The following is a 26,514-nucleotide window of genomic DNA, read 5'->3' on the forward strand; positions in this document are numbered from 1 at the left end:
CCGTCACTAGCAACAGCCACCCGGATGGGCAAGCGGCGCTAGGGGTCGTCGCGCTCTTCCAGCGCCGCGCCGTCGCCGATGGTGGCGTCGATCCGCGCAATGGCCAGATCGGTGATGTCGGTGGCGTTGGCGCTCAGAAACACGCTGGAGCGTTCCAGGATGACGCCGGCGCCGGCTTCCTTCATCAGTGCCTCAAGAACCGGTTGCGCGATCACGAAGAAACGCGACTGCGCCTCTTCGGTCCGCTCGGACAGCGCCTCGAGCTTGGCCTTCTGTGTGCTGCGATGTTCCTGGACCTTGCGGTCAAACGCGTCGGCCAGTGCGCGGAACGCCTCGGGCTGCATGGTGCCGCGCCGCTCGGTCAGTTCCGCCTCCTCGCGGCTCAGGGCGGCGATGATGCGTTCGTTCTCGGCCGCCAGAACCGCGCTTTCGGCCTCGACCTCGTCGGCGATGCGGCGGCCGAAAAGCGACTCGCTGAACAGCCGGTCGGCGGAAATGGTCAGGATCTCGCCCTGCGGCACCCCGGTCTGCTGGGCCGGCGCCGGGCCGGCCGTCCAGACCGCGGCCAGGATGCAGAACGCCAGCGTCCGGGCCCGCCCCATGGTCAGCAACAGGCCCGGTCGCATGCCGCCTCAGAACCGCGCCTGAAGCGTCAGGTCGAAATTCTGCACCTTGTCGAACTCCTCTTTCACCAGCGCCTGCGAGAAGTTGAAGCGCAGCGGTCCGAAGGGCGTGTCCCACAGGACCGAGAACCCGAGCACGTGCCGGAATGATCCGCCTTCGCCGACGATCGTTCCGCCGGCCGTGTTCACGTCATCGAGATTCCAGAGATTGCCGACATCATAGAACAGCCCGCCACGGATCCCCAGCTCCTCGGGCAGGCCCAGCGGGAACTCGGCCTCGAGCCGCGCGACGGCGTAGTAGTTGCCGCCGATGGCGTCGTCCCGGCCGTTGGACAAATCGCGCGGGCCGATACCGGCCGGCTCGAAGCCACGGAAGGTGCGCGGCCCCAGCACGTAACGATCGACCGTGCGGCTGAACCCGTCGCGCCAGTAGAGCGCGCCCAGCTCGACCGTGGCGCGCAGCGTGACCTCCTCGTTGAAGGTCAGCTGTTGCGCAGTCGCCAGCGCCGAGGTCTTGACGAACTTGTTGTCGCCTCCCAGCCCGGCGGCGTCGACACCCAGCTGCAGCAGCAGCCCGCGCGTGGGATCCAGCCCGTCACGACGGCTGTCATAGGTATAGGTCATCCCCAGCGAACTGCTCGAGCGTTCGCCCTGGGCGATTTCCGACGCGATCACCGCACCGACCGTCTGATCCTCGCGCTGGACCATCTCGCTGGTCTCGAAATTGTAGCGCAGCTGCAGGTTGGACAGTTCGCCCACGTCGAAGGTCAGCGCCGGCTGGAAGAAGACCCGCTTGGTGTCGTAGTTGGTAAAGCTGGAATCGCGTTCGGACAGACCAAGCTCAAGGTCGAACTGCAGGTCACGGCCCAGCAGATACGGCTCGGTGAAGCCGAATGTGTAGCGTTCGGATTCCTGCGCGGTCGAGATCGACGCCGACAGGCGCTGCCCGCGGCCCAGCCAGTTCTCTTCGTTCAGGCTCACCGCCAGCCCGAACCCGTCCGAAACCGAGTAGTTGCCGCCGATGTTCAGCGATCCGGTCGGCTGTTCCTCGACATCCACATCGACGATCACGCGGTCCGAGGATGTCCCCTCGCGGGTCTCCACGTTCGACTCGGCGAAAAAGCCCAAGGCGCGGATGCGCTCGGCGCTCTCGCGGATCTCGCGCGGGTTGAACGGGTCGCCCTCGACGGTCTTGAACTGCTGGCGGATCACCCGGTCCAGCGTGGTCGTGTTGCCCTCGATGTCGATGCGCTCGACGAAGATGCGTGGCCCCTTGACCAGCGCGAACTCCACATTCAGCGTCAGCGACCGGTCGTTGCGGGTCACGCGCGGCTCGACACGCATGAAATCCACCCCGCGACGCAGGCCAAGACGCTCCAGCCGCGCGATCTCGTTGTCGACCAGCGACGGCGAGTAGGTCACGCCCGGACGCACCTTCACGGCCTCGCTATAGGGGCCCGCCTGGACCCCGGGAATCTCGCTGACCACGCTGACATTGCCGAACGAGAACTGCTGCCCCTCGGTCACGTCGAGCACCAGGAAGAAGGCGTCGCGCTCACGGGTGAACTCGGCATTGGCGCTGTTGACGCGGAAATCGACGAAACCGCGCGACAGGTAGAATTCGCGCAGCACCTGCTTGTCGAACTCGATCCGGTCGGCGATGAACGTATCCGCACGGATGAAGGTACGCAGGAGACCGGCCTGCTTGGTCTGCAGCACGCGGCGCAGCCGGCGGTCGGAATAGGCGCGGTTGCCGACGAAGCTGATGCGCTCGACTTCGATGGTCTCGCCCTCGGCGATCTCGTAGACCAGATCGACCCGGTTATTGCCGCGCCGGATCAGGCGAGGCGTCACCGTCGCCGCGATCCGGCCCTGGGCGGAATAGACCTCTGAAATCGCCACCGCGTCCCGCTCGGCCTGCTCGGCGGTGAATACGCGGCGCGTCTGCGCCGAGATCACCTCGCGCAGCACGTCGTCCTTGATGCGCCGGTTGCCCTCGAAGCTGATCTTGTTGATCGTCGGATATTCCGTGACCGTCACGACCAGCGTGCTGCCGCGCGGCGTCAGTTCGACTGTTTCAAAAACGCCACTGTCAAGAACGCGTTGATAGGCGTCGTTCAACTCGCCCGCCGTGACGTTCTGGCCGCGTTCGATTCCCATCCGGGCGATGATTGTCGAGGCCTCGATGCGCTCGTTGCCCTCGACCCGGACGTCGTTGAACCGATAGGTCTGCGCCTGTGCCGGCGCCGCGGCCAGCAGGAATGTCGTTGTAAGTCCTAGAAAAAATGCCAGCAGCGATGAATACAATATGTAGCTGCCCGATGCTCGGACACCGCAGGATGTTCCCGCGCCTCGCCTGTAAAACATGTTCTTGCCAACCCGATGTTCTTGCCGCTTCTGCTCTGTCAGTAGCCGGATTGAGCGTTGTTGTCAAAACGCCAAACGGCGCGCGCCCCGGTCGGGCGCGCGCCGTTCAGCAAGCGAAAACGCGTGTATTTCAGAATCCGCCGAGATAAGCCCCGAGGCTGAGCCCGGCGGCGACCGCGCCGAGGACGAACAGGCGGTCCCAGTTGAGCTCGACCAGAAGGCTGAGACCCCTGTAGGATTGCTGTATCGTCTGCATCGGTCCGATCCTCGTATCTTGTTGACGCCCCCGAAAGTAGGCCCGGAATATGGCAGGACTTGGGCGCCCTTTGTGACAAGATTGGGGCGGCGATCAGCAGAACAGGTCGTTGCCGAGCGCGAAGACCATCAGCATCAGGATCATCGTCAGGCCAAGCGCCATCAGGACCCGCATCGCCATGTCGCTGGGCGGTTTGCCCGCGACCGCCTCATAGGCGTAGAACACCAGGTGTCCGCCATCCAGCACCGGAATCGGGAACAGATTCATCAACCCGACGGCGGTGGACAGGACCGCGATGAACCAGATGAAGCTCTGCGCGCCCTGGCTGGCCATCGCACCCGAGGTTTCGGCGATGCCCAGCGGGCCGGTGATGTTGCAGGTGCTGATCGCGCCGGTGATCATGTGCCACAGCCCCGAGATCGAGCCGGTGATGATCCGCCAGGTCTGCACCACCCCTCCGGTCACCGCCTCGATCGGGCCCGCGGTCTCGGTGGCGGGATCCAGGACCATGCCGCCGATGATCCCGATGCGCCAATGCGTCCTGAATCCGCCATCGGCCTGCGGCTCGTCGGTTCGGCGCGGGGCCAGGGCGAATTCCAGTTCGGTCCCGTCACGCCAGACCGTCAGCAGCAGAACCCGCCCGTCCGAACTTTCCACCCTGTCCTTGAGTTGCGAGAAGGCAAAGATCGGATCGCCGTCCAACGCGGTGATGAGGTCGCCCGGTTTCAACTCGATATCCATTGCCGCGCTGCGCGGCGCCACCTGCTCGATCAGCGGCGGGAACAGCCAGGGCCCCTGCACCACCCGCTCGGACCCGTCACGGCGCACGGTGTATTGCAGCTGCCGCGCGGGCTCCAGGCCGGTCACGAAGTCGGACCAGGCAGCGTCATCCTCGAAATCCGGCGTCGGGATGCCCTCGATGGCGACGATCTCGTCGCCGGGCCGCAACTCGGTCACCACATCCGGCAGGGTTTCGACCTGCCCCACGGTCAGCGGATCGCTGACCACGCCCCGGATCATGAAGACGGCAGTGAAGATCAGGATCGACAGCGCGAAATTGAACACCGGTCCCGCCGCAACCGTTGCCGCACGCGCCCAGAGCGGCGCGCCGTGCATCGTGTGCCGCATCCGCTCGGGATCCAGCTCGGCCTCGGCCATCGCCGCGGCATCCTTGCCGGAGGCGGCATTGGAATCGCCCAGGAACTTGACATAGCCGCCGAATGGCAACAGGGCCACCTGCCAGCGCGTGCCATGCTTGTCCTCGCGGCTCCACAGCACCGGGCCGAACCCCAGCGAAAAGACCTCGGCATAGATGCCCGACCAGCGGCCGACGATGTAATGGCCGTATTCATGCACCGCCACGATGACCGACAGGGCCACGACAAACGCCACGATTGTGTAAACAAGCCCGCCGAATTCGGGGATAAGTGCCAGTATGTCCAATTTCTCAGCCTGCTCTTCTTGTCACGGCCGCATCGGCCCAGTCCCGTGCCAGATGATCCGTTCGGGTGACGTTATCAAGGGTCATTGGGGCGTCAATAAGACCGGCTTTTGACTCGAACCGCTCCAGCACCGTCTCGACCACCCCCGCCATGTCCAGGAATCCGATGCGTCTGGCAATGAAATGATCCAGCGCCCGTTCCTTGGCGCCGTTGAACACCGCGCCCGACAGCCCGCCCCGCGCCATCACCGCGCGCGCCAGCCGCAGCGCGGGATAGCGGGTGTCGTCCGGGGCCCGGAAGTTGAGCTGCGCCACCTGCGTCAGGTCCAGCCGCGGCACCGGCAGCACCCGCCGGTCCGGCCAGTGCAGGGCGTAACCGATGGCGTGCCGCATGTCCGGCGCGCCCAGATGCGCCATCAGCGCACCATCGGTGAACCCCACCAGCGCGTGCACGATGGATTCGGGGTGCACCACGACCTCGACCCTGCCCGGGTCGATGCCAAATAATTCATGTGTTTCAATAAGTTCAAGCGCCTTGTTGAACATAGACGCGCTGTCGATGGTAATGCGCTGACCCATGTCCCAGTTGGGATGGCTGGACGCCTGCTCGGGGGTCGCGCTGGTCAGCGCCGCGATCGGCCAGTCGCGGAACGCGCCGCCGCTGGCGGTGATCACGATACGCTCGATCGCCGCGACATCCTCGCCCACCAGCGCCTGGAACACAGCCGAATGCTCGCTGTCCACCGGCAAAATGCGCGCGCCAGTCCGGGCGGCGGCCTGCCGGACCAGCGCCCCGGCGCAGACCAGCGATTCCTTGTTCGCCAGGGCCAGGGTTGCGCCCTGCTCCAAAGCGGCCAGGCCAGGGGCCAGGCCCGCCGCGCCGACGATGGCCGACATCACCCAGTCCGCCGGGCGTGAGGCCGCCTCGACCAGGGCCGCCGGACCTGCCGCCGCCTCGACGCCCGACCCTTCAAGCGCGTCGCGCAGATCCTGCAGGCGGCCGGGATCGGCGGTCACGGCCAGATCGGCGCGCAGCCGCCGGGCATCCTCGGCCAGCCGGGCGATATTCGCCCCGCCGGTCAGCGCCACCACGTCATAGGCCTGCGGGTCGCGGGCAATCAGGTCGACCGTGTTCTGCCCTATGGACCCGGTTGCGCCAAGAATCGAGACCCTGCGCATCACGCCCCCCCCGGCAGCCAGATCGGGCCGGTTGCCAGCACGAAGACAGCGGCCCCCATCATGCCGTCGAACCGGTCGAGAAAGCCGCCGTGGCCCGGGATCAGGTTCGAGCTGTCCTTGACCCCCACATGGCGCTTGAGGGCGCTTTCGGCGATGTCACCGGCCTGGCTGGCCATCGCCGCCAGGACCGACACCAGAACCAGCGCCAGGCCCACCCCGGTCTGCGGGCCGAAGATCAGCCCGACCGCTGCTGCCGCAAGCCAGCCGCCACCGGTGCCCGACCAGGTCTTCTTGGGACTGACGCGGGGCCAGAGCTTGGGGCCGCCCAGCCCCTTGCCGCAGAAATAGCCGGCCACGTCGGTCGCTACCACGACGGCGATCAGCCACAGCATCCAGATCAGCCCGTGCGTCTCGCGGACCAGGATGAAACCCAGGCCCGCGACCGAAATCCAGAAGGCGAAGACCCCGAACAGCGCCCGGTGCCGGGCGATCCGGCCCATACCCACCAGCACGGGGGCCAAGAGCAGCGGCAGGCGCGCGACCGGCGGCACGTGATAGCTGGCCAGCACCGCCGCTCCGGTCAGCAGCGCCAGTTGCACCGCCACGCCGGACCGGTCGGGCGCCAGCATCCGCAGCAACTCCCAGATCATGATCCCGGTGGCGGCGGCGATGAACAGCTCGAACCAGATCCCGCCCAGCCACAGCTCCACCGCCGCGACCGCCGCCAGCACGATCCCCGAGACCAGCCGCGCCGCAAGATCGGACCATCGCCCGCCAGCGTTCATGTCTTCACCGATCCGAAGCGGCGGTCGCGGGCGCCATAGCTGCGGCACAGGCGCGCCAGTTCGTCGGCGGTGAAATCGGGCCAGAGCGTGTCTATGAACTCGTATTCGGCATAGGCCGACTGCCACAGCAGGAAGTTCGAGATCCGCGCCTCGCCGCTGGTGCGGATCACCAGGTCGGGATCGGGCAGAACCCTTGTGTCCAGATAGCGCGGCAGGGTCTCGACATCGACATCTTCGGGGCGCAGCTTGCCGTCGGCCACGTCCTGCGCCAGGCGCCGTGTGGCGCGGGCGACCTCGTCACGGCCGCCATAGTTCAGCGCAATGGTCAGATGAACCCCGGTATTGCCGCGGGTCTGCTCCTCCAGCGTGTCCATCAGCTCGATCAGCTTGGCATCCAGCCGCACCCGGTCGCCGATGAACCGCACACAGACCCCACGGGCGTGCAGCGCCCGGGTCTCGCGCGCGATATAGCGGCGGAACAGGCTCATCAGCCCGGCCACCTCGACCTGTGTGCGTTTCCAGTTCTCGGTCGAGAAGGCGAAGATCGTCAGGTATTCGACACCCAGATCGGGACAGGCCTCGACCACCTCGCGTACACGCCGGGCGCCGGCATGGTGGCCGAACAGCCGCGGCCGGCCGCGCGCCTGCGCCCACCGCCCGTTGCCATCCATGATGATGGCGACATGGCGCGGCCCGTGCGCGGTTCGGTCCGAGGGGTCCTTGTCCTTGGGCATGAATGCTCCGGTCAGACCTGCATGATCTCGGCCTGCTTGTGCTCAAGCGCGTCGTCCACCGCCTTGATCATCGTGTCGGTGAGCTCCTGAACCTCGGTTTCCCAGAATTTCTGGTCGTCCTCGCCCAGCCCGTCGGCCTTGGCCTTCTTGATCTGGTCCATGCCGTCGCGGCGCACGTTGCGGATGGCGACGCGGGCATGTTCGGCGTATTGCCCGGCCACCTTGGTCAGCTCGCGCCGGCGCTCCTCGTTCAGCTCGGGGATCGGCAGCATGATGATGGTGCCGTTCAGCTGCGGGTTGATGCCCAGCCCGCTCTCGCGAATCGCCTTCTCGACCTTACCCACCAGAGACTTGTCCCAGACATTCACCGTAACCATGCGCGGCTCGGGCACGTTGACCGTGCCGACCTGGTTGATCGGCGTCGGCTGGCCATAGGCCTCGACCATCACCGGCTCGAGCATCGAGGCCGAGGCGCGGCCGGTGCGCAGCGAGGCGAACTCGGTGCGCAGATTCGCCATCGCACCATCCATCCGGCGCTGAAGATCGTCGGTATCCAGTTCGAAATCGTCAGACATGCTGCCCACTCCCTTTTCAGGCTTGCCGATTGCTCGGACCTAATAGACCTAGCCACCCACCTTTGTATAGGTGCCCTCACCGGCAAGGATGCCGCGGAACCCGCCCGGCTCGTCCAGAGAAAAGACGATGATGGGCAGGTTGTTGTCGCGCGCCAATGCAATGGCGCTGGCGTCCATCACACCCAGCCGCTTGGCCAGCACGTCGTCATAGCTGACCGTGTCATAGCGTGTCGCGTCGTCGAACTTGGCGGGATCCTTGTCATAGACGCCATCGACCTTGGTGCCCTTGAAGATCGCCTCGCATTTCATCTCGTTGGCGCGCAGGGTGGCGGCCGTGTCGGTGGTGAAATACGGGTTGCCGGTGCCGGCGGCAAAGATGCAGACCCTTTTCTTTTCCAGGTGCCGCACCGCGCGGCGGCGAATGTACGGCTCGCAGACCTGGTCCATCGGAATCGCCGAGATCACCCGCGTGAACACCCCCAACCCCTCGAGCGCCGACTGCATCGCCAGGGCGTTCATCACCGTGGCCAGCATCCCCATGTAATCCGCCGTCGTGCGCTCCATCCCCTGCGCGCTGCCCTGCAACCCGCGAAAGATGTTGCCGCCGCCGATCACCATGCAGATCTCGACCCCGAGGTCATGCACCGACTTGACCTCTTCGGCGATGCGCTGGACGGTCGGCGGGTGCAGCCCGTACCCCTCGTTGCCCATCAGCGCCTCGCCGGAGATCTTGAGCATGACGCGGCGATAGGTCGTTTCGCGCGCGGGCTGTTCGCGCGTGGGCTGGGCGGGGGCAAGGGTCATCGGGGCGCTCCGGGCTGGCAGGGGTTCAATTCCGGCGCAAAATGGAGCAAAACGCACGCGGGTTCAATGCGCCGCGCAAGGATGGCGCTCAGGCGCGGAGGCAAGCGATGACCCTGCTGGATCAGGTGCCGCCGATCCCCGACAACATGCCGGTGCTGATCGCCGGGCCGACCGCCTCGGGAAAGTCCGAACTGGCGCTCCAGATCGCCGAGCGCCACGGCGGTGTCATCGTCAACGCGGATGCCAGCCAGGTCTATGCCTGCTGGCGCGTGGTGACCGCGCGCCCCTCGCCCGAAGAGGAAGCCCGCGCGCCGCACCGGCTCTATGGGCATGTCGCCCATGACGCGCCCTATTCCGCCGGTCACTGGCTGCGCGAGGTGCTGCCGCTGCTGGACGGTCCCGAACGGCCGATCATCACCGGCGGCACCGGGCTCTATTTCAAGGCGCTGACCGAAGGCATGGCCGAGATCCCCGCGACACCGCCCGCGATCCGCGCCGAGGCCGACGCGCTGCCGTTGGAGGTGCTGCTGGACGATCTGGACCGGGCGACGGCGGAGGGGCTGGACCGCAACAACCGCGCCCGCGTGCAACGCGCCTGGGAGGTGCAGCGCGCCACCGGCCGGCCCCTGGCCGACTGGCAGGCGGACACGCCTCCACCGACTCTGGACATCGCGCGGACGGTGCCGATCCTGTTCGACGTCGAGAAGGACTGGCTGAACACCCGGATCGAAGCCCGGTTCTCGCGGATGATCGAACTGGGCGCGCTGGACGAGGTCGCGGCCATGCGCGACCGTTACGACCCGACCCTGCCTTCTTGCAAGGCGATCGGCGCGCCGGAACTGGTGGCCTTTTTCGACGGCGAGATCGACCTCGACACCGCCCGCAGGCGCGCCACCATCGCCACGCGCCGCTTTGCCAAGCGGCAGCGCACCTGGTTCCGGGCCCGGATGACCGGGTGGCATCACGTCCGGCCCGGGATCTGACCCTTGTCCTTTTCCGCGAACTGCCATTAAGGTTCGGGCGGGAACAGGGGCTGAAATGAACTTTTTCGAACAAACCGAGCTATCGACCGCGGCGGCGGCGCATCTGGGCCTCTACAGCCTGCCGCAGCTTGCACCGCTCGGGCGCTGGCAACTGGAGCTGTTGCATGACCGCCCGGCGCATCTGCTGATCTGGATCACGCGCGGTCAGGCCCTGGCCCGGTTCGACGGCGCGCGGGCCGGTGTCGGGGTTCACAACGCGATCTTCCTGCCGGCGCGCCACGCGTTTTCCTTCGAGGCCGGCGGTCAGTGTTTCGGTCAGGCACTGCTGATCCCCGCGACCCTGGACCTGCCGCTTCCGGATCAACCGCAACACCTGCGCATCCGCGACGTTGCCGGTCAGAACGAACTGACCGGCCTGCTCGAGGCGCTGGGACGCGAACAGACCTCGGGCCGGCCCCTGCGCCAGGCGGCGATGCAGGCGCACGCGGCGCTGATCGGCATCTGGATGCAGCGCCAGATCGCCGCCGAACCGCCGGCGGCGAAGCCCGGTGCCGCGCGGCGGCTGACCCGACGTTACTTTGCCCGCCTGGCGCGGCATCACGCGGATGGCGGCGCGATGGCCGAGCATGCCGCGGCACTTGGGGTCACGCCCACGCACCTAACGCGGGTGTGCAAATCCGAAACCGGCCTGACCGCAGCATCCCTGCTGACCCAACGCGTCCTGCACGAAGCCCGGCGCCGGCTGGCGCAAGAGGGCGGACCGGCCCGACGAATCGCTGCCGACCTGGGGTTCGGCAGCGCTGCGTATTTCACCCGCTTCATGCAGCACCATACCGGTCGAACCCCGTCGGCCCTGCGCGGAACCACGTCCTGACGGTGATTACCCGCAAGCCGCGACAGCCCGGCCCATGTCGCATTCTTACAAGCCGAAATGTCGTTTTTTTGACATGAAGTGGCGAAACCGATCATTGACCTATGGAACTTTCTCATGCGGAATGGCCGCATGAGGACGCAATAGATCCACACGTCACCGCCGTCTCGATGCCGGAACGCATCGGAACGGACTTCGGATGACGGCCTCCAATAAAACGGGACACTTACGGGGAGAAACCGATGAACCACCAGACTTTGAACGGAAAACCGGTGCACTGGGCCGCCGAGATGCACGCGCAGGAATACCGCGACGGCAAGCTGAGCCGGCGCGAATTCCTGAGCCGGGCGACTTCGCTGGGCGTGACCGCGGCCGGCGCCTATGGCCTGATCGGCATGGTCGCGCCGACCGAGGCCATCGCCCAGGAGCGCCAGCAGGGCGGCACCCTGCGGGTGCAGATGAGCGTGCGCGAACTCAAGGATCCGCGCACCTTCGACTGGTCCGAAATGGGCAACCAGATGCGCGGCACGCTGGAATACCTGGTCGAATACAACTCCGACGGCACCTTCCGCGGCATGCTGCTGGAGGGCTGGGAGATCAACGAGGACGCCACCGAATACACGCTGAAGGTCCGCCAGGGCGTCAAGTGGAACAACGGCGACGACTTCACCGCCGAGGACGTGGCCCGCAACATCGGCCGCTGGTGCGACAAGAACTCGGAAACCAACTCGATGGCCGGCCGCTTCGCGACACTGATCGACGAGGACACCGGTCAGGTGATCGACGGCGCGGTCGAGGTGGTCGACGACCACACGCTCAAGCTGATGCTGCCGAAATCCGACATCTCGCTGATCGCCGGCATGTCCGACTATCCCGCCGCCATCGTGCACAGCTCGTTCGACGAGGCCGATGTCGCCAACAGCGTCGGCACCGGTCCCTACGTGATCGAAGAGCTGGAAGTGGGGGTCAAATGCACCCTGGTGCGAGCCCCCGACCATACCTGGTGGGGTGAATCCGTATTCGGCCCGGCGACGCTGGACCGGATCGAGTATACCGACTACGGCACCGATCCCTCGGCCTGGCTGGCGGCGCTGGAATCCGACGAGGTGGACATGCTGCACGAATCCGTGGGCGAGTTCATCGACGTGATGGACGGCCTCGGCTATGTGAAGTCCGAAGTCGTGACGATGGCCACGATGGTCATCCGGCCCAACCAGCTGGCCGAGATCGACGGCAAGAAGCCCTATGCCGACAAGCGCGTGCGCCAGGCGCTTCAGATGGCCGTGGACAACGCGGTCTGCCTGGAACTGGGCTATGGCGGGCGCGGTGCGGTGGCCGAAAACCACCATGTCGGGCCGATCCACCCCGAATATGCCGAACTGCCGCCGCAAAACCACGATCCGGCGGGCGCCAAGGCGCTGATGGAAGAGGCCGGGATGGCCGATTTCGAGCATGAGCTGATGTCGATCGACGATGACTGGCGCCGCAACACCTGCGACGCCGTGGCCGCGCAGCTGCGCGACGCGGGCATCAAGGTCAAGCGCACGGTGCTGCCCGGCAACACGTTCTGGAACGACTGGACGAAATACCCCTACAGCTCGACCAACTGGAACCACCGTCCGCTGGGCGTGCAGATCTGGGCGCTGGCCTACAAGTCGGGCGAGGCGTGGAACGAGTTCGGCTGGGCGAACCCGGACTTCGACGCCCTGCTGGACGAGGCGCTGGCCATCGCAGATGCCGACAAGCGCCGCGAGGTCTCGGCCAAGGGCCAGGCGCTGATCCAGGAGGAAGGCGTCACGGTGCAGCCCTACTGGCGCGCGCTCTATCGCCACATGCGCGAGGGGCTGGTCGGAACCGATCAGCACGTGGCCTTCGAGCACCACCACTACAAGTGGGGCCTGGCCGCCTGATCCCGGGCACATGACGAACCGGGGGCGCCATGCGTGGCGCCCTCCAAAGCCGCAGACCGCAGGGGCCTTCGCGCCGCTGCCGATCAAGAGCCTGAAAGAGGCCTCGGGTCTGCGGGCAAGCCTTACCATCAGGGGCTGACATGGGACTGTTCATTCTCCGGCGGGTCGGCGTGATGCTGTTGACCGCGCTCTGCCTGACCTTCGTGGTCTTCTTCATGACCAACCTCTATCCGAACCTGGAAAAACTGGCCAAGACCCAGGGCAACCAGCGGATGAGCGACGAACAGGTCGAAGCCTGGCTTGAAAACCGGGGCTACAACGATCCGCTCCTGATCAAGTATGGCCGCTGGCTGGGTGTCGTGCCCGGCTTCGTGAACACGATGGAGGACGGGCAGGTCCTGGGCAGCTGCGTGCGCCCCGGTGTCGAGCCCGAGGACACGCCGAGTTTCTGCGGCATCCTGCAGGGCGACTGGGGCTACTCGACACGGTTCAAGGACGAGGTCGGCGGGATCGTCGCCAAGCGCCTGGGCAATACCGGGTATCTCATGATGTGGGTGATGATCCTGATGGTGCCCACCGCGCTTATGGTGGGGGTTCTGGCCGGGATGCGCGAGGGGACCAAGCTGGACCGCTCGCTGTCGACCTTCTCGATCATCACCACGGCGACGCCCGAATACGTCTCGGGCGTGATCTTCATCGCCGTCTTCACCTCGTCGGCGGTGGGTCTGAAATGGTTCAAGGGCACCGCCACGCAGGCGATGGAAAACCCGACCTTCGAGAATTTCTTTCTGCCGGTGCTGACCATCGCGCTCTACGGCATGGGCTATATCGCCCGGATGACGCGCGCCTCGATGACAGAGGTGATGACCGCGCAATACATCCGCACCGCGCGGCTCAAGGGCGTCAGCTTTCCAAACATCGTGATGAAGCACGCGCTCAGGAACGCGCTGATCGCGCCGTTCACGGTGATCATGCTGCAGTTCCCCTGGCTGCTGAACGGCGTGGTGATCGTCGAGACCCTGTTCAACTACAAGGGTTTCGGCTGGATCCTGGTCGAGGCGGCGGGCAACAACGACATCCAGTTGCTGCTGGCGGTGTCGGTGGTGTCGGTCTTCGTCGTGCTGGTGACGCAGCTGATCTCGGATATCGGCTATGTCTACCTGAACCCCCGCATCCGGATCTCGTGAGAGAGGAGAAAGACCATGGAACCTCTCGGCACATTCGAGATCATCGCCCGCGTCTTCTGGCAATTCACCAGCGTCTGGATCGCGCTCATCATCCTGTTTGCCGTCTCGGTCGCGTTCAAGCGGCGGCTGGGCCTCTACGGCAAGCTGTTCGACAGCCCCATCGGCATGGTCGGCTTCGCGCTGGTGATGTTCTGGGTCTTCACCGGCATCTTCGGCGCGATGGAGTTGATCGTCACCCATGACCCGCTGGCACAGATATCGGGGATGAAGAACAAGGTCCCCGGCACGCCGGTTCCCGGCAGCGAGGAAGGCATATACGCCTATTACCTGCTGGGCGGGGACAACCTGGCCCGCGACGTGTTCAGCCGGATGGTGACCGGCGCATGGGTGGTGGTGCAGATCGCGCCACTGGCCACCCTGTTCGCCTTCATGGTGGGCATCACCCTGGGCCTGCCCGCGGGATATTTCGGCGGGCGCCTCGACACGCTGCTGTCCTTCCTGTCCAACCTGATCCTCGCCTTCCCGGTGATCCTGCTGTTCTACCTCTTGGTCACGCCCGAGATCGTGGCGACCGGCATGCCCAACTACATGGCGGCGGTGCTCTTCGTCTTTCCGATCGTGTTCCTGGGTGTGCTGCTCAATTCGCGCTACTACACGCAGCCGAATTTCCGCACGCCTCTGCTGGTGGCGGTGCTGGGCGTGGCGATCTGGCTCTACCTGTCGCTGATCTCGACCGGAGGCGCCTTTGTCGATGCCGGCACCTACCGGATCCCGGGCCTGCCCAAGCTGGTCGACCTGTTCGACGTGCCGGGCGGGGTACTGGTGGTCTTCGTCTCTGTGGTCTTCGTGAACTCGCCCACCGTGTTCCGTATCGTCCGGGGACTGACACTGGACATCAAGACGCGCGACTATGTCGCCGCCGCGCAGACCCGCGGAGAGGGCGCCTGGTATATCATGCTGTGGGAAATCCTGCCCAACGCGCGCGGCCCGCTGATCGTCGATTTCTGCCTGCGCATCGGCTATACCACGATCCTGCTGGGAACACTGGGCTTCTTCGGGCTGGGCCTGCCGCCGGAGAGCCCCGACTGGGGCAGCACGATCAACGAAGGCCGCAAGCTGCTGTCGATCTACCTGCACCCGGCCCTGCCGCCGGCGCTGGCGCTACTGTCGCTGGTGCTGGGTCTGAACCTGCTGGCGGACGGGCTGCGCGAGGAAAGCCTGCGCGATTGATGGAGAACGGCCGGGGGCCCTGCCCCCGGACCCCCGGAGTATTTGCAAAAAGATGAAGGACGCGCCGCACGCGGACCCTCATCGGGGAGAGCAAAGATGAGCAAGATGGCCGAATACGACGGACCGATTCTGGAGATCGACAAACTGTCGATCTCGTTCTTCACCCGGCTGCGGGAAATCCCGGCGGTGATGGATTTCTCGGTCGCGGTGCAGCCGGGCGAGGCGGTGGGCCTCGTGGGCGAGAGCGGCTGCGGCAAGTCCACCGTGGCGCTGGGAGTGATGCAGGACCTGGGCAAGAACGGCCGCGTCGTCGGCGGCACCATCAAGTTCAAGGGCCGCGACCTGGCCGAGATGAGCGCCGACGAGCTGCGCGACATCCGCGGCAACGAGATCGCGATGATCTACCAGGAGCCGATGGCGAGCCTCAACCCGGCGATGAAGATCGGCCGCCAGCTGATGGAAGTGCCGATGATCCACGAGGGCGTGAGCGCCGAAGAGGCCCGCAAGCGTGCCCTTGAGGTGGTCTCGGACGTGCGCCTGCCCGACCCTGAGCGGATGCTGAATTCCTATCCCCACCAGCTCTCTGGCGGCCAGCAGCAGCGCATCGTGATCGCCATGGCGCTGATGTCGAAACCCTCGCTGCTGATCCTGGACGAACCCACCACCGCGCTTGACGTGACAGTCGAGGCGGCGGTCGTGGAACTGGTCCGGGACCTGGGCAAGAAATACGGCACATCGATGCTTTTCATCAGCCACAACCTGGGGCTGGTGCTCGAGACCTGCGACCGGCTGTGCGTGATGTATTCCGGCGAAGCGGTGGAACGCGGCTCGATCGAGGACGTGTTCGACGAGATGCAGCACCCCTATACCCAGGCGCTGTTCCGGTCGATCCCGCTGCCGGGCGCGGACAAGAACAGCCGCCCCCTGGTGGCCATCCCCGGCAACTTCCCCCTGCCCCACGAACGCCCTCCGGGCTGCAATTTCGGCCCGCGCTGCGACTATTTCGAGGCCGGGCGCTGCGACCAGGGCGACATCCAGATGTTCGACGTGCCCGGCAACGACCGGCACGCGACGCGCTGTCTGAAATTCCAGGAGATCGACTGGAACGCGCCGCTGGTGCTGGCCGACACCAAGACCAAGGGCGAGATCGGCAATGTTGTCCTCAAGATGGACAACTTGCGGAAATACTACGAGGTGGCGGCCAACGTGCTGTTCGGCGGCGGCGAGAAGAAGGTCGTGAAAGCCAACGAGACGCTGACCTTCGAGGCCCGCGAATCCGAGACCTTGGCCATCGTCGGCGAATCCGGCTGCGGCAAGTCGACCTTCGCCAAGGTCCTGATGGGTCTGGAGACCGCGACCGACGGGCAGATCCTGCTGGACAACCGCAACATCGAGCAGATCCCGATCGAGCAGCGTGACACCAAGACCATCTCGGACGTGCAGATGGTGTTCCAGAACCCGTTCGACACGCTGAACCCGTCGATGACCGTGGGCCGGCAGATCATCCGCGCGCTGGAGATCTTCGGCATCGGCAAGAACGAGGCCGAGCGGCGGCAGCGCATGCTGGAGCTGCTGGACCTGGTGAAACTGCCCCGCGCCTTTGCCGACCGGATGCCGCGGCAGCTGTCGGGCGGCCAGAAACAGCGGGTCGGCATCGCGCGGGCATTCGCCGGCGACGCGCGGATCGTGGTGGCCGACGAGCCGGTCTCGGCGCTGGACGTGAGCGTGCAGGCGGCGGTGACCGACCTGTTGATGGAGATCCAGCGCGAGCAGAAGACGACGCTTCTGTTCATCAGCCACGACCTGAGCATCGTGCGCTATCTCAGCGACCGGGTGATGGTGATGTATCTGGGCCATGTCGTGGAACTGGGCACCACCGACCAGGTGTTCAGCCCGCCCTATCACCCCTATACCGAGGCGCTGCTCTCGGCGGTGCCGATCGCCGACACCTCGGTCGAGAAGACGCATATCGTGCTCGAGGGAGACATCCCCTCGGCGATGAACCCGCCGCCCGGCTGCCCGTTCCAGACCCGCTGCCGCTGGAAGTCGGAAGTGCCGGGCAACCTGTGCGACACCGAGGTGCCGCCGGTGCGGACGCTGGCCGAGGGCCACCAAGTCAAGTGCCACTTGTCGGACGAGGTGCTGGGCCGGATGGAGCCGGTGATCAAGATCGCGGCGGAATAGGCCCGCGTTCAGTCTTCCTCCGGCGGTGGTCGGTGCGACCCGGTTGTCAACACCGAGGGTGGCCTCGCAATCTGGCGCCAATCAGCCGCCCCAGATCACCTTCACGTAGTTCTTGGTTTCCTTGTAGGGCGGCACGCCGCCATAGCGCTCGACCGCGTCGGGGCCGGCATTGTAGGCCGCAAGCGCCAGGCGCCAGGACTTGAACTTGCGGAACTGGCGCGACAGGTAGCGCGCCCCGCCATCGAGGTTCTCGTAGGGATCATGCGGGTTCACGCCAAGCGCGCGGGCGGTGGCCGGCATGAGCTGCGCCAGACCCAGCGCGCCCTTGTGGGATTTCGCCCTTGGGTTCCAGCCGGATTCCTGCTGCACCAGCCGCAGAAACAGCTCTTCGGGGATCGCGTGGCGCCGCGCGGCGGCCCGCGCCATCTCCAGGTACTGACCGCGATACTTTCCCAGATAGCGCTTGTTGAAGCTGCCCTGCGCCGATTTCGGCTTCAGCCGAACCGAGCCCTCGTATTGCGAGGCGCCGCGCGTGTCCAGGAAACGGGTCTGGTTCTTGAACAGGTCGCGCCTGTTCTTGGTGCCGAACATGTCGGCCGCGACCGGTCCGGCCGTCACCGCAAGCGTCACCGCCACGATTCCCGATATAGTGCTGCGCATTCCCCGGCCCCTCGCCCTGTCGCGAGGCGAAACTATAGGTAAATTCGCCCCGATTGGAACCCCATGCGGGATTTCCGTCGGGCACAGTGACCGTTCACCGCTGGCCTTCAACGGCTAACTTTGCTTTAACCCTGACGCATGAGGATGGATCCGGTCCGGAACACTACCGGATTCGGATCCGAACGCACCGACAACGATAACGGGGGAAGCCATGGCAGGCTCGGTCAACAAGGTCATTCTGGTGGGCAATCTGGGCCGCGATCCCGAGGTCCGGACATTTCAGGATGGCGGCAAATTGTGCAATTTGCGCATTGCCACATCCGAAAGCTGGAAGGATCGTAACACAGGCGAACGCCGTGAAAGAACGGAATGGCACAACGTTGTGCTGCGTGGCGACGGACTAGTGCGGGTCGCCGAACAGTACCTGCGCAAGGGATCGAAGGTCTATGTCGAAGGTCAGCTTCAAACCCGCAAGTGGCAGGACCAATCCGGGCAGGACCGCTACTCAACAGACGTTGTCGTTGCTGGCCTAGGTGGCACGTTGACCATGCTTGATGGTCGCAGCGGCGACGGCGGCGGTGGCGGCTATGGCGGCGGCCAGGGCGGGTATGACAGCGGCCCGCAGGGTGATCCATACGGCGGATCGCAAGGCGGTGCACCTGCTCCCGCGTCGGGCGGCATCGACGACGACGAGATCCCGTTCTAGGACCGGAGACGAACGATGACATGGTCCTTCACGCTCGGCCGTCTGTTGGGATCCGAGCTGAGGGTCCATGTCACCTTCTTCCTGCTGCTTGCCTGGGTCGGCTTTGCCACCTATTCCGCCGGCGGCTGGGCGGCTGCCGCCGAGAACGTGCTGTTCGTCCTGGCGCTCTTCGCCTGCGTGGTGGCGCATGAGTTCGGCCACGCGCTGATGGCGCGCCGATACGGGATCCGGACCCCCGACATCACCCTGCTGCCGATCGGCGGGATGGCCCGGCTGGAACGGATGCCCGAAAAACCCGGTCAGGAGATCGCCGTCGCGCTGGCGGGACCAGCCGTCAACGTGGTGATCTTCGCGCTGCTGCTTCTGCTGGGCGCCGATCCGGGTACCGAAACGCTGACCGCCATCGACAGCGCCGGGCCGGATTTCCTGTCACGGCTTGCCGTGGTCAACCTGTTTCTGGCGGTGTTCAACATGATCCCGGCCTTCCCGATGGATGGCGGACGGGTGTTCCGCGCGCTCCTGTGCCTGGCGATGGACCGGGTGCGGGCCACGCGCCTTGCCGCCCTGGCCGGGCAGGTCGTGGCGTTCCTGCTGGGCTTTGCCGGCCTGAGCACCGGCAACCCGATCCTTGTGCTGATCGCACTGTTCGTCTTTGTCGCCGCCAATGCCGAGGCGCAGGACGTGGCGATGCGGGCGGTGTCGCGCCGGTTGCTGGCACGCGAGGCGATGATCACCAGCTACGAGGCGCTGGGGCCTCAGGACACGCTGCACAGTGCCGCGCAGGCGGTGATCCGCACCACGCAGCACGAGTTTCCGGTGCTCGATGACGACGGGCGGCTGCAAGGGTTCGTGACCCGCGCCGGTCTGTTTGCGGCCCTGGCCGGGGATACGACGCGCGGCGCCCCCGCCGCGTCGATCATGGAGAGCGAGATTCCCACCGTCGGGCTGACCGACGGGCTCGAGACGGTGCTGTCGATGCTGCACAAGGGCGCACCGGCGGTGGCGGTGCTGGGCGAAGCCGGCCAGATGCTGGGCTATATCACCCGCGAGAATGTCGGTGAGTTGATGGTGATCCGCGGCCGTTGACGCGTCCGGTGCGCGGGTGGACCAACGGGTTTCAGGACGTGCCTGAAGCTCGGAGGCCCCCGTCGCCCAGCAGCTCCGCGATGGCATCAAGCGCAGAGCGCACCGGCGGATCGTGCCGGGCGTCGTGGTGGCAGACCAGCCATTCCTCGTGGGTTAGCGCCTCGATCACCGGTCCCGTCCGGACCAGCCCATCCTGGCCCGAAGCGGCAAAGAGCGGCAGGACGATCTGTCCGACCCCGGCCAGCGCCAGGTCCAGGGCCAGGCGGGGATCGCTTGCCGTGGTCACGATCCGGTCGGCGTGACCGTCATGGATCCAGCGTTGCGAGGGGCTGCCGGCGTCCTCGGCCGGCGCGGCGATCCAGCCTTCGATCCCCGGAGCCGCGGCAAAGGGCGCATAGCGCACCGCGCCGGTCCGGCGCCCGGCCAGCCAGCTTTGCTCGGGACGCCGGTTGCGGATGCCGATATCGGCCTCGCGCCGCGCGATGTCCATTGCCACGGTGGTCGGCACGAATTCCGGCACCCAGGTATCCTCGGCGGACCAGATCAGGTTCAGGTGGCGGGCCAGGAATTGGGCGGTCCAGTGCCCGGCTGTAACACGGACCCTCGCGCGCCGACCGGATCCGGCAAAGGCGCCGAGCCGGTCCGCGAGATGGCGCAGGTCGCCGGCCTCCTCCAGCAGCGACCGCCCGGCAGCGGTCAGCGTATAGCCGCGGGCGCCCCGGGCAAAGAGGCGGATCCCGGTCTGACGTTCCAACTCGACCATCCGCCGGCTCAGCGTCGGCGCACTGACCCCGGTGGCCCGCGCGGCCGCCGAGAGACCGCCGCAATCGGCCACGGCGAGAAACAGGACCATGTCATCCAGAGAGAGGTTTCGTTTCATTATTGGAAAGCCGCTTTGAATCTTGCCACCTCGCACCTCTGCGGATGAGGGGCATATTATCAGGCTAACAGCCATAAATGGAATGAAATCATGAATGATCTGATCCGGCTCGCCAAATGGCAGCCGTCTGGCGACAACCTGTTCCGCAAGCATCCCCTGACCGAGCGTGAGATCTTTCGCCTGAGGATCAACGCCGCCCGCCGGGTCCGGCACAAGCGGCGCATTCTCCGGCTGGGACTTGGCGCCATTCGAAGGGTCTTGCGCCGATGGGCCCGACCGGGCGCAAAACTGCGGGTGCGCCTCCGCGGGCCCAGAGCGATTACGGCCTCAGCGCGTCCTCCAGCACTGTCCGGACCGTCTCGCGCGGGACATCCGAGGTGACGAAGGCCCGGCCGATCCCGCGCGCCAGAACGAAGCGCAGCTTGCCATCGACGACCTTCTTGTCCTGTCCCATCAGGTCCAGCAGGGCGTCGGCGCCGGGCAGGTCGCCAGGAATGTCGGCCAGGTCGGTCTTCAGGCCCATCGCGCGCAGATGTGCCCGCACGCGGCTGGGATCCTCCTGGCTGCACAGGCCCATCCGCCCCGACAGCTCGAAGGCCAGTGCACAGCCGATGGCCACGCCCTCGCCATGCAGCAGCCGGTCGGAATAGCCGGTGGCCGCTTCGAGCGCGTGACAGAACGTGTGCCCGAGGTTCAGCAGCGCGCGGTCGCCCTGCTCGGTCTCGTCGCGGACCACGATCTCGGCCTTCATCTGGACCGAGCGCGCCACCGCCTGCGACCGCGCGGCCATGTCGCCGCCGGCCATCGCGGGGCCGTTGGCCTCGAGCCAGGCAAAGAAATCCGCGTCGCCCAGCAGACCGTATTTGACCACTTCGCCATAGCCCGCCAGGAAATCGCGAGGCGCCAGCGAGGACAGCACGGCGGTATCGGCCAGCACCAGCGCCGGCTGGTGGAACGCGCCGATCAGGTTCTTGCCCTGCGGCGCGTTGATGCCGGTCTTGCCGCCCACCGAACTGTCCACCTGCGCCAGAAGCGAGGTCGGGATCTGCACGAACCGGACGCCACGGCGCAGGATCGCGGCGGCAAAGCCGGCCAGATCCCCGATCACCCCGCCGCCCAGGGCCACGACCACGTCGCGCCGTTCGACCTTCTGTTCGAGCAGCCATTCGACCGCCCGCTCCAGCTGCGCCCAGCCCTTGGTGGCCTCCCCGGGCGGCAGCGCCAGCGCGACCATCTCGATGCCGGCCGCGTCCAACCCTGTGCGAAGCGCGTCGAGATGCAGCCCGGCCACGGTCTCGTCGGTCAGCACCGCCACGCGCGGGCGCGCCAGAAACGGCGCGATGCGCTCACCTGCTTGGGGGAGCAGGTCCGGCCCGATCTCGACGTCATAGGCCCGCAGGCCCAGATCGACATGAACAGTCTGGTGCATCAGATCCGTCTCAACACATCCGGCCGGGTCAGGAGCGCCGCAATCACCCGGTCCACCATCTCCTCGATCGCGGCATCGCCGTCGGACACCACGGTCAGATCGGCCTGCGAATAGAACGGCACACGGGCCTCGAAAAGCCCCGAAAGCGTCGCCCGCGGATCGGCGGTGCGCAGCAGCGGCCGCGTATCCTTGTGCCGGACCCGGTTCCACAGAACGTCCAGATCGGCATTCAGCCAGACAGACGCGCCGCGCTCGGAGATCATCTTGCGGTTCTCGGCGGACAGGAAGGCCCCGCCCCCGGTCGACAGCACGCCGCGCGCCTCGTTCAGCAGCCGGCCGATCACCTGGCTTTCCTTGCGGCGAAAGAACTTCTCGCCATCGCGGGCGAAGATCTCGGGAATGGACATGTTGGCCGCCGATTCGATCTCGGCGTCGCTGTCGAGGAACGGCACGCCCAGCCGCGCGGCCAAGGCCCGTCCAACGGCGGTCTTTCCCGCGCCCATCATGCCCACCATCACCACGGTCTTGCGCAGTTCGAACGCCGCGGCGGCCGGGTCCGGGACCGTATTATGCTCAATTCCGCTCATTCCCCCGTGAATGACGTGATCTTGCCGAAAAGGCCAGTTATAACTTGGTCAAAACACGAAAATGGGGCAGCGTTTCATCATGGGTCGTCTTGTAAAATTCCTTGTCTATATCGTCTGCCTGTCCATCATCGGGCTGGTCGGATACGCCTATGTCGGGCCGTTCTTCGGCGTCGACTTTTCCGCGCCGCAAGAAGAGGTGCGGCAACCGGTGGTTCTGGATGCGGATTAAGCAGGCCGTATTTCCCCTGCTGCTGCCGATGGGCGCCGTCGCGCAGCAGCCCCTGTCGGCGATCGACTGGCTGAACCAGCCACCGCCGGTCGAACTGCCGGGGACCGTGCTGCTCGAGCCGCCGGTGACGCCCTCGGCGCTGCGGCCCGAGGTCGAGGTCACGCCGCTCGAATCGCTGTCGGTTCCCGTGGGGCTGGTGGGCACCGACGTCACCGGGCTGCCGGCCGATCTGTGGCGCGGCAGCGACGTGGCCCGGATCGAGGAGCTGCTGGATACGGTGGCCGTGCGCGACGTGCCGGCGATGCAATCCCTGCTCTACACGCTGCTCCTGTCGGAGAGCGGCGCGCCCAGCGGCACCGGCGCGGGCGAGCGGCTGCTGCTGGCGCGGATCGACCGGCTGATGGATCTGGGCGCCGTGGACGCGGCGCAGGAGCTGGCCCAGGTTGCCGGCCCAACCGCCAGCCCCGACCGGTTCGCCCGCTGGTTCGACGCCACGCTGCTGACCGGGGACGAGGATCGCAGCTGCAAGGCACTGGCGGCCGAGCCGCACCTGTCGCGGGACTATGCCGCGCGGATCTTCTGTGCCGCCCGACTCGGCGACTGGCAATCGGCGGCGCTGACGCTGGAGGCTGCGCATGCGCTGGATATCCTGCCTTCGCACAAGCTCGATCTGCTCGACCGCTTTCTCAGCCCCGAGATCTATGACGGCGCGCCGCCCCTGCCACGCCCCGACGCGCCCGACCCGCTGGCGTTCCGCCTGCATGAATCGATCGGCGAACGGCTGAACACCGCGACCCTGCCGCAACCCTTTGCCGTTGCGGACCTGCGCGACATCGCGGGCTGGAAGGCCCAGGTCGAGGCGGCCGAACGGCTGGCGCGCACCGGCGCGCTGACGCCCAATCACCTGCTGGGGCTCTATACCGCGCGTCAGCCGGCCGCGTCGGGTGGCGTCTGGGACAGGGTTCAGGCCGTGCAGCGTTTCGAAACCGCGCTGCAGACGGGAAGCCCCGAGGCTTTGGGCAAGACCCTGCCCGATGCCTGGGCGGCGATGACCGACGCCCGCCTGGAGGTGCCCTTTGCCGAGCTGTTCGCCGAGGCGCTGGCCAAGAGCGACGCCGGCGGCCTGGCCTGGCGGATCCGGCTGCTGTCGCGCGATTACGAGGCGGCCGCGGCCACACCGCCCGACCAATCCGCCGAGACGCAATTCCTGGCCGCGATTGCCCAGGGCGAACCGGGCCGCGCCACGCCCCCCGACGCGACGGCGCGGGCCATCACCGCAGGCTTCGATCCAGAGGCCACGCCCCCGGCCGAGATCAGCCGGATCATCCGGCGCGGGCAGCTGGGCGAGGCGATCCTGCGGGCGATGGCGCTGCTGGCGTCGGGCGATCCGGGCGATCTGAGCGATGCCCTGGCCACGTTCCGTGCGGTCGGGCTGGAAGACACGGCCCGGCGGGCGGGTTTGCAGCTGATGCTGCTGGACAGGGGCTGAACATGCCGGGTCCGGCCACACAGGAGCAATGGATCTCGACCTTTCTGGAAGCGCAGGCTGCCGAGTTGGGCGCGGCCACGAACACGCTTCTGGCCTATGGCCGCGACCTCAAGGACTTTGCCGCCTGGCTGGCGCGCAAGAGCAGCGACCTGGCTCAGGCCGACCGCGACCTGGTCGAGGCCTATCTGATCGACTGCGATGCCCAGGGGCTGGCGCGCGCCACCCGCGCGCGGCGCCTGTCGGCGGTCAAGCAGATCTACCGCTTCGCTTTCGAGGAAGGCTGGCGCGCGGACAACCCCGCCATCCAGATCAAGGGGCCGGGCCGCCAGAAACGCCTGCCCAAGACGCTGGATGTGCCCGAGGTGGACCGGCTCCTCGCCGCCGCGCGCAGCACCGGGCGCAGCGCGGCTGACCGGCTGCGCAACACCTGCCTGATGGAGCTGCTCTATGCCACGGGCATGCGGGTGAGCGAACTTGTCTCGCTGCCGGTCACGGCGGCGCGGGGCGATCCGCGCATGCTGCTGATCATGGGCAAGGGTGGCAAGGAACGCATGGTGCCGCTGTCTCCGCCGGCCCGCACCGCACTGAGCGACTGGCTGTCAGCCCGCGACGAGACCGAAGACGAGGCCACGGCCCGGGGCGTGCCGCGGTCGCGGTTCCTGTTCCCGTCGCGCGGCAAGTCGGGCCATCTGACGCGGCACCGGTTCTACATGCTGATCAAGGAACTGGCCGTGGCCGGCGGCGTGGCGCCCGGAAAGGTGACGCCACACACGCTGCGCCATGCCTTTGCCACGCATCTGCTGGCCAACGGCGCCGACCTGCGCTCGATCCAGACCCTGCTGGGCCATGCCGATGTTGCCACCACCGAGATCTATACCCATGTTCTCGAGGAACGGCTGGCCGATCTGGTGCTGGAACACCACCCGCTGGTCAAGGACAGGGGCTAACCCCTTGAACGCGAACCCCGCCGCCCCCATAAGAGTGCGGTAATCTACAATCGAAAGAGCAATGGACCCGACCTTACCCGCCCTCGACGGCGCCTTCTGGATCACCTGCGGCGCGATCCTGTTCCTTCTCGTCCTGTCTGGCTTCTTCTCCGGCTCGGAAACCGCGCTGACCGCCGCGTCGCGCGGCAAGCTGCGGGCGCAGGCCGACAAGGGGTCGCGCGGGGCGCAGCGCGCGCTGCTGATCACCGAAGACAACGAGCGCCTGATCGGATCGGTGCTGCTGGGCAACAACCTGGTCAACATCCTCGCCGCTTCGCTGGCCACCGCGCTGTTCACGCGGATCTTCGGCGAAAGCGGCGTGGCGCTGGCGACGCTGGTGATGACCATGCTGGTGCTGATCTTCGCCGAGGTGCTGCCCAAGACCTATGCGATCACCAATTCCGAGAAGGCCGCCGCGTTGGTGGCCGCACCGATCGGGGTGCTGGTCACGCTGTTCGCGCCTGTGGTATCGGCTGTGCGGGTGCTGGTGCGCGGCGTGCTGCGGGTCTTCGGCGTGCGCATCGACCCCGACAGCCACATCCTGGCCGTGCGCGAAGAGATCGCCGGGGCGCTGCAGCTGGGCCATTCCGAGGGCGTGGTCGAAAAGGAAGACCGCGACCGCATCCTGGGCGCGCTGGATCTGGGCGACCGCACGGTCGAAGAGATCATGCTGCACCGCTCGAACATCCAGATGATCGACGCCAACGCCGAGCCCGAGGAGATCCTGCAGCAATGCCTGCAGAGCCCGCACACGCGCCTGCCGGTGTATCGTGACGAGCCCGAGAACATCATCGGCGTGGTGCATGCCAAGGATCTGTTCCGGGCGATGTACAACCAGGTCGGCGGCACCGACGGCGATTCCAGCCGGCTCAGGAATTTCGACATCTCGCGGGTCTCGAACGCGCCCTATTTCGTGCCCGAGACCACCACGCTCGACGACCAGATGCGCGCCTTTCTGCGGATGCGCAGCCATTTCGCACTGGTGGTGGACGAATACGGATCGCTGCAGGGGCTGATCACGCTCGAGGACATCCTGGAAGAGATCGTAGGCGAGATCACCGACGAGTTCGACCCCGACAGCGAATTGCAGGTGCAGCGCACCGAGGACGGGCACTTTCTGGTCGACGGCGCGATGACGATCCGCGATCTCAACCGCGCCAATGACTGGTCGCTGCCGGATGAAGAGGCCAATACCGTTGCCGGGCTGGTGATCCACGAGGCGCAGATGATCCCGACCGTGGGCCAGGTGTTCTCGTTCCACAATTTCCGCTTCGAGGTGACCACGCGCGACGGAAACCGGGTGACGGGCCTGAAGATCCGCCCGCTCTGAGGG

25 protein-coding genes are annotated in these 26,514 nt (G+C 66.5%); 12 read left to right on the forward strand and 13 right to left on the reverse strand.

The window, feature by feature from the left end:
• Positions 1-38 precede the first annotated feature (38 nt).
• The 9 genes from BMX57_RS00900 to pyrH all read right to left on the reverse strand — a co-directional run bounded on the left by BMX57_RS00900 (position 39) and on the right by pyrH (position 8,764).
• On the reverse strand, positions 39-626 hold the full coding sequence (locus BMX57_RS00900) for an OmpH/Skp family outer membrane protein (protein WP_092361611.1): 588 nt from the start codon (positions 624-626) through the stop codon (positions 39-41).
• 6 nt (positions 627-632) lie between these two features.
• Positions 633-2,990, reverse strand: a complete 2,358-nt coding sequence (bamA, locus tag BMX57_RS00905) for an outer membrane protein assembly factor BamA (protein WP_092361613.1) — start codon at positions 2,988-2,990, stop codon at positions 633-635.
• Positions 2,991-3,120: 130 nt separating this feature from the next.
• The gene (locus BMX57_RS20975) at positions 3,121-3,246 is read right to left on the reverse strand and encodes a hypothetical protein (protein ID WP_268235976.1); all 126 of its coding nucleotides are present in this window, start codon (positions 3,244-3,246) and stop codon (positions 3,121-3,123) included.
• A gap of 93 nt (positions 3,247-3,339) precedes the next feature.
• On the reverse strand, positions 3,340-4,689 hold the full coding sequence (gene rseP / locus BMX57_RS00910) for an RIP metalloprotease RseP (RefSeq protein WP_092361615.1): 1,350 nt from the start codon (positions 4,687-4,689) through the stop codon (positions 3,340-3,342).
• Positions 4,690-4,693: 4 nt separating this feature from the next.
• Positions 4,694-5,866, reverse strand: coding sequence for a 1-deoxy-D-xylulose-5-phosphate reductoisomerase (dxr, locus tag BMX57_RS00915; RefSeq protein WP_092361617.1), 1,173 nt, complete (start codon positions 5,864-5,866; stop codon positions 4,694-4,696).
• Positions 5,866-6,651, reverse strand: a complete 786-nt coding sequence (locus BMX57_RS00920) for a phosphatidate cytidylyltransferase (RefSeq protein ID WP_092361619.1) — start codon at positions 6,649-6,651, stop codon at positions 5,866-5,868. Before BMX57_RS00920 ends, dxr begins: the two co-directional genes overlap by 1 nt.
• On the reverse strand, positions 6,648-7,385 hold the full coding sequence (locus BMX57_RS00925; RefSeq protein ID WP_092361621.1) for an undecaprenyl pyrophosphate synthase: 738 nt from the start codon (positions 7,383-7,385) through the stop codon (positions 6,648-6,650). Before BMX57_RS00925 ends, BMX57_RS00920 begins: the two co-directional genes overlap by 4 nt.
• Before the next feature lie 11 nt (positions 7,386-7,396).
• Complete coding sequence (frr, locus tag BMX57_RS00930) at positions 7,397-7,960, reverse strand: ribosome recycling factor (RefSeq protein ID WP_092361623.1); 564 nt, start codon at positions 7,958-7,960, stop codon at positions 7,397-7,399.
• Positions 7,961-8,008: 48 nt separating this feature from the next.
• The gene (pyrH, locus tag BMX57_RS00935; protein ID WP_092361625.1) at positions 8,009-8,764 is read right to left on the reverse strand and encodes a UMP kinase; all 756 of its coding nucleotides are present in this window, start codon (positions 8,762-8,764) and stop codon (positions 8,009-8,011) included.
• A gap of 107 nt (positions 8,765-8,871) precedes the next feature.
• Between pyrH and miaA the strand changes: the two genes are divergently transcribed.
• From miaA to BMX57_RS00965, 6 genes are all read left to right on the forward strand, one after another.
• Positions 8,872-9,747, forward strand: coding sequence for a tRNA (adenosine(37)-N6)-dimethylallyltransferase MiaA (gene miaA / locus BMX57_RS00940; protein WP_229724129.1), 876 nt, complete (start codon positions 8,872-8,874; stop codon positions 9,745-9,747).
• Positions 9,748-9,802: 55 nt separating this feature from the next.
• On the forward strand, positions 9,803-10,621 hold the full coding sequence (locus BMX57_RS00945) for an AraC family transcriptional regulator (RefSeq protein ID WP_092361628.1): 819 nt from the start codon (positions 9,803-9,805) through the stop codon (positions 10,619-10,621).
• A 239-nt stretch (positions 10,622-10,860) separates the two neighbouring features.
• On the forward strand, positions 10,861-12,528 hold the full coding sequence (locus BMX57_RS00950) for an ABC transporter substrate-binding protein (protein ID WP_092361630.1): 1,668 nt from the start codon (positions 10,861-10,863) through the stop codon (positions 12,526-12,528).
• A 140-nt stretch (positions 12,529-12,668) separates the two neighbouring features.
• Positions 12,669-13,715, forward strand: coding sequence for an ABC transporter permease (locus BMX57_RS00955; RefSeq protein WP_092361632.1), 1,047 nt, complete (start codon positions 12,669-12,671; stop codon positions 13,713-13,715).
• A 15-nt stretch (positions 13,716-13,730) separates the two neighbouring features.
• Complete coding sequence (locus BMX57_RS00960) at positions 13,731-14,945, forward strand: ABC transporter permease (RefSeq protein ID WP_092361633.1); 1,215 nt, start codon at positions 13,731-13,733, stop codon at positions 14,943-14,945.
• A 96-nt stretch (positions 14,946-15,041) separates the two neighbouring features.
• Positions 15,042-17,129, forward strand: coding sequence for a dipeptide ABC transporter ATP-binding protein (locus BMX57_RS00965; protein WP_092361634.1), 2,088 nt, complete (start codon positions 15,042-15,044; stop codon positions 17,127-17,129).
• Positions 17,130-17,210: 81 nt separating this feature from the next.
• Here the strand turns inward: BMX57_RS00965 and BMX57_RS00970 are convergent, their stop codons facing one another.
• Positions 17,211-17,789, reverse strand: coding sequence for a lytic transglycosylase domain-containing protein (locus BMX57_RS00970; RefSeq protein WP_092361636.1), 579 nt, complete (start codon positions 17,787-17,789; stop codon positions 17,211-17,213).
• 211 nt (positions 17,790-18,000) lie between these two features.
• Between BMX57_RS00970 and ssb the strand changes: the two genes are divergently transcribed.
• The gene (gene ssb / locus BMX57_RS00975) at positions 18,001-18,495 is read left to right on the forward strand and encodes a single-stranded DNA-binding protein (protein ID WP_092361638.1); all 495 of its coding nucleotides are present in this window, start codon (positions 18,001-18,003) and stop codon (positions 18,493-18,495) included.
• Positions 18,496-18,510: 15 nt separating this feature from the next.
• Positions 18,511-19,581: a site-2 protease family protein gene (locus BMX57_RS00980; protein WP_092361640.1), complete on the forward strand. Its 1,071-nt coding sequence runs from the start codon at positions 18,511-18,513 to the stop codon at positions 19,579-19,581.
• A 31-nt stretch (positions 19,582-19,612) separates the two neighbouring features.
• Here the strand turns inward: BMX57_RS00980 and BMX57_RS00985 are convergent, their stop codons facing one another.
• The 3 genes from BMX57_RS00985 to BMX57_RS00995 form a co-directional block, all read right to left on the reverse strand.
• A complete protein-coding gene (locus tag BMX57_RS00985; RefSeq protein WP_092361642.1) occupies positions 19,613-20,461 on the reverse strand; it encodes a LysR family transcriptional regulator in 849 nt (282 codons plus the stop codon).
• A gap of 319 nt (positions 20,462-20,780) precedes the next feature.
• Complete coding sequence (gene aroB, locus BMX57_RS00990) at positions 20,781-21,890, reverse strand: 3-dehydroquinate synthase (protein ID WP_092361644.1); 1,110 nt, start codon at positions 21,888-21,890, stop codon at positions 20,781-20,783.
• A complete protein-coding gene (locus BMX57_RS00995) occupies positions 21,890-22,477 on the reverse strand; it encodes a shikimate kinase (protein ID WP_092361646.1) in 588 nt (195 codons plus the stop codon). Before BMX57_RS00995 ends, aroB begins: the two co-directional genes overlap by 1 nt.
• Positions 22,478-22,556: 79 nt before the next feature.
• On the opposite strand from BMX57_RS00995, the gene BMX57_RS20545 reads away from it, so the two are divergent.
• From BMX57_RS20545 to BMX57_RS01010, 4 genes are all read left to right on the forward strand, one after another.
• The gene (locus tag BMX57_RS20545; RefSeq protein WP_177175355.1) at positions 22,557-22,706 is read left to right on the forward strand and encodes a hypothetical protein; all 150 of its coding nucleotides are present in this window, start codon (positions 22,557-22,559) and stop codon (positions 22,704-22,706) included.
• Positions 22,696-24,195 carry a hypothetical protein gene (locus BMX57_RS01000; RefSeq protein WP_092361648.1) on the forward strand — a complete coding sequence of 500 codons (1,500 nt, stop codon included), beginning with the start codon at positions 22,696-22,698 and terminating at the stop codon, positions 24,193-24,195. The genes BMX57_RS20545 and BMX57_RS01000 overlap by 11 nt, the downstream gene beginning before the upstream one ends.
• Before the next feature lie 2 nt (positions 24,196-24,197).
• Positions 24,198-25,142 (forward strand): tyrosine recombinase, encoded by a 945-nt coding sequence (locus BMX57_RS01005; RefSeq protein ID WP_092361650.1) that lies wholly within the window; start codon positions 24,198-24,200, stop codon positions 25,140-25,142.
• Between the two features lie 61 nt (positions 25,143-25,203).
• On the forward strand, positions 25,204-26,511 hold the full coding sequence (locus tag BMX57_RS01010) for an HlyC/CorC family transporter (RefSeq protein WP_092361652.1): 1,308 nt from the start codon (positions 25,204-25,206) through the stop codon (positions 26,509-26,511).
• Positions 26,512-26,514: the final 3 nt, after the last annotated feature.

The organism is Cribrihabitans marinus, assembly GCF_900109035.1.
Classification (GTDB): Bacteria; Pseudomonadota; Alphaproteobacteria; order Rhodobacterales; family Rhodobacteraceae; genus Cribrihabitans; species Cribrihabitans marinus.